The following is a 3,575-nucleotide window of genomic DNA, read 5'->3' as shown; positions in this document are numbered from 1 at the left end:
AAATCCACTACATAGATTTTTCAAAGAATCGTATTTGAAACCCTTTTCTGTACTAGAAACATCCTTGCTAATCAACGGTCTTAGCGGTTTGATGCAGTGGGAGTTTGATCGTCAGGTGATCCATAAAGTTCATCGCCTCAGCGGAGGACATCCATTTTTGTCGAGGAAGATTGCCAACTTCTTAGTTAAAAAGGCAAGCAGTCAAAATAGTCTTTTGGCAAAGCGTAAAATACCCTTTGCTTTTTCTCAGCTACATTTGAGAAAGATCTTTCGGGATCAGCCCATAAAGGCCTATGTTGAATATGGCATTATTGGTGAACTTCGATCTTATGATTCAAAACCTAAGGTCCATCATATTTTGAATGCATTAAGTATGATGACAACGGTATCCAATAGTACTGATGGTTGGCTCAGAGCTAGAACATTATTGGCATTTTTATCTAAAAAGTTGAATATCTCGGAAATTCAATGTTTAGATGCTGTGCATGTGCTGCAGAATTTTGGGATTGTGGAACAGACAGAGCATCCAGATGGCTATGATTGCTATCGGATTCGAGTGGTGCTGCTGCATCAGTGGTTTCAGATGTTACGAAAATCGAAAAGCGCCTAAGGGAGAGGCCGTGATTTTTGCTCTCGCTTTAGGAGCCTAACCGCTGTAGAGGACGGGCATTATTACCCAGCAGGTGACTAAAGGTCTCAATTTGCGCAATTGATGCTTCGATGGGAGTAGTCATCATTAACCAGATCACATCTTCGGAGCAGGGGGGAGTCGTTAGGGAGCCACTGTAACGTACCAAACGAGGATTCTGGGGTAATAAATTGGCAGGATTAATGGCAACAGATGTATGGATCTGTTGCCCAGGCTGCTGTGGTAAATGTTGAGCAAGAGCTGTTAGCTCTGGCTGCTCTGTCCCCGGTTTTAACCATAGCCCAACAACTACAAGGGCTCCGGTGGAAACATGTCGGTGCACTAAGTGCAGCTCCATGGGATGGTGAATACCACCATAGGTGTGTTCGCTAGGAGTATGGAAGTGAAACTGCAGCAGTTGGTAAACTTCGCTATCGAGGGTGAGGGTGCAACGACTATCTCCAGTTTGCTGAATGGTACGACCATTGTTGATCAAGTCGATCGCTATAGAGTGGTAGTCGAAGAGGATAGAGGCTGATGTAGCCTGAGTAATATCAAGATCGATGGGAGACTGTTGTTGCCCGTCACTACAGGTGCGATAGTCAGCGGACAAATTAGCCCAGTAAGTAGGACCCGATGCACCTTCGTAATTCCATGGTAGACTCTGGCCTAAAATGCCAGTCAGGGAGAATTTCAGGAAAATACGTCGTGTGATGAATAAGGAAGGGCCAACCACAAATGTCATAAAATCATGCTTTAAGGGATACGGACTCTTTATAACGACTTTTCAAACCAGCCTCGCTTCCAGAAAAAGAATACTAAGCTTCCAGCAATGAGAATCATCACCAGCCACACGGTGGGATAGCCCCAATACCAGCTGAGTTCCGGCATATTGAAAGGTGAGGCAGCCGGATTAAAGTTCATGCCATAGATGCCAGCGATAAACGTTAGAGGAATAAAGATAGTAGAAATCACCGTCAGCGTTTTCATAACTTCGTTCATCCGGTTGCTCATCACCGACAGATAGATTTCCATCAGCCCGGCACAGGCTTCCCGATAGCTTTGAACAATATCCAACAGCTGAACAGCATGGTCATAGCAGTCTCGAACATAAATTTCTAGATCGCGGGTAGTAAAACTATCCTTGTCCCGCAGCAGACTAGCCAACGTGTCTCGCTGTAGCCAGATTAAATGACGCAGGTTGGAGAGCTCCCGTTTGAGGTGATAAATGTTTTGCAGTGTTTTTTGATTTGGATGCAGCATCACCTCATCCTCTAAGGTTTCTAGCTGCTCGCCATAGGCTTCTAAGACAGGAAAGAAACCATCGACAATGGCATCCAGTAGCGTGTAGGCCAGGTAGTCGGCCCCCATCCTGCGAATAGTTCCCTTGCCCTGTTGAATGCGGGTACGAATCAGTTCAAAGTGATCGTGGGCAGGTTTCTCCTGGACTGTGAGCAAATAATTATCTCCAAGAATAAAACTCACCTGCTCACTGGTGAACTCTTGACAGGCAGGCAAGAATGTTACCACGTGGGTAATAATCAACAGCTGCTCGCCATAGCGTTCAACCTTGGGGCGCTGGGGTACATTGACAATATCTTCTAAGACCAGCGGGTGTAGCTGAAACACATCGCCTAGCTGCTGCAGCATACGGAGATCGCCTATGCCTTGAATGTTGAGCCATGAAACCGATTCGCTGTCTAAATAGGTTGCACACTCAAAGGGAGACTGTAAAACTAGTCTGCTAATATCCGTGTCGTTGTAGTCCACTAAATTTAGCCGTGGGCTGGTTAGACTACTGGACACATTCAGGGTGCCGGGAACAGTACCGGGCAGGTCATAAAAGTAATCTAATCGGCTGCTGGGCTGTTTTTCACTCGGCAAATGTTTCATGGGATGCAGAATTGTTGCAGATGTAGACATCTAATACTATTACTAGAAATCGATAAAAGATATCTGGCATGGCTCATCCTCAGGATGATGGTGGCAGTGAGAAATTGTAAAGTAGTGGCGGTTACAGATTGGATCATTGCTAACGTTAGCGATCGCAACTTTGATCGACCCTATTTACTCTTACCATTACAGCTGGCCCACGTCTTAGCTTATCGAGCAAGATTAAATCGAAAGAAATAATTAAAGCTTTGGCCCAGAGATGACAAGCAACTTGCTGGGCTGACTACAGACTTTTGTATAGGACTTAGCCTATCCGAAAGATAAATCACTGACGACGGTTTGAACTCTTAATCATCAAAAGTCACAATGCTGCATGTAACAAAACATTTAACATCCAGCAAATCTGATTTGCTTTCACGGGAGGGCATAAGTAAACTCTGAACATAGCATCAGCTGAGAGCCAAATTTAGCTGTCGACTGATGCTCTTCGAGGGGGACAGTCCATTCAATTTACTGACCGAAATCAATTCGGCGTTGCTGGGCTTCAGTATGAACTCATCTGTAAAATATTGTTTAGTGGAGAATTTTTTAGATTGGTTTATTTCTTAGATTAGCAACGGTATCAACTTACTTAAGAGAGAAATGAAGCTAAAACTAGCATATGCGCTAGGCATAATCGCCCCCGTTAGTATTGTCCAACCTTCGTATGCTGCACTCATTGACTTTACCGGGGGAACTGTATATCAGTTTGGTGGTAGTACGGCTACAACTGATACGACTAGAAACTACGCAAATGTCGACTATTACGAGGAAGATGGAGTAAGGTTTGACTATATTGGACCTCCAGGTAATCCATTTCCCCCGGTTGGGGCTAATAATATTGGCAATTACTACAATGTTGGTAATGATGTGATCCATGGTCATTGGGATGAGGGAGGTTTTGGCTTTCTAGAATCCATCGTAGTTAATAAAATTGACGGCAGTTCCTTTGACTTAAATTACTTCAAAATTACTACCAATACTGCCATCGGGGGTGCAGCAGTAAGTGACGAAG

4 protein-coding genes are annotated in these 3,575 nt (G+C 44.4%); 2 read left to right on the top strand and 2 right to left on the bottom strand.

What is annotated here, in order from left to right:
* On the top strand, positions 1-610 hold a 610-nt coding region (locus tag IQ260_RS28845; protein WP_228016529.1), incomplete at its 5' end, for a hypothetical protein.
* A gap of 28 nt (positions 611-638) precedes the next feature.
* Here IQ260_RS28845 and IQ260_RS28840 read toward each other — a convergent pair.
* Positions 639-1,373: a carbonic anhydrase gene (locus IQ260_RS28840; protein WP_193996510.1), complete on the bottom strand. Its 735-nt coding sequence runs from the start codon at positions 1,371-1,373 to the stop codon at positions 639-641.
* 29 nt (positions 1,374-1,402) lie between these two features.
* Complete coding sequence (gene corA, locus IQ260_RS28835) at positions 1,403-2,521, bottom strand: magnesium/cobalt transporter CorA (protein WP_228016528.1); 1,119 nt, start codon at positions 2,519-2,521, stop codon at positions 1,403-1,405.
* Positions 2,522-3,163: 642 nt separating this feature from the next.
* Here corA and IQ260_RS28830 point away from each other — a divergent pair.
* Positions 3,164-3,575 (top strand): hypothetical protein (locus IQ260_RS28830; protein WP_193996508.1); only part of this gene is annotated, 412 nt, incomplete at its 3' end.

The organism is Leptolyngbya cf. ectocarpi LEGE 11479, assembly GCF_015207065.1.
Lineage (GTDB): Bacteria > Cyanobacteriota > Cyanobacteriia > Phormidesmidales > Phormidesmidaceae > Leptothoe > Leptothoe ectocarpi.
Note: the sequence above shows the minus strand (reverse complement) of the source record. Positions and strands in the feature narration are given on the sequence as shown.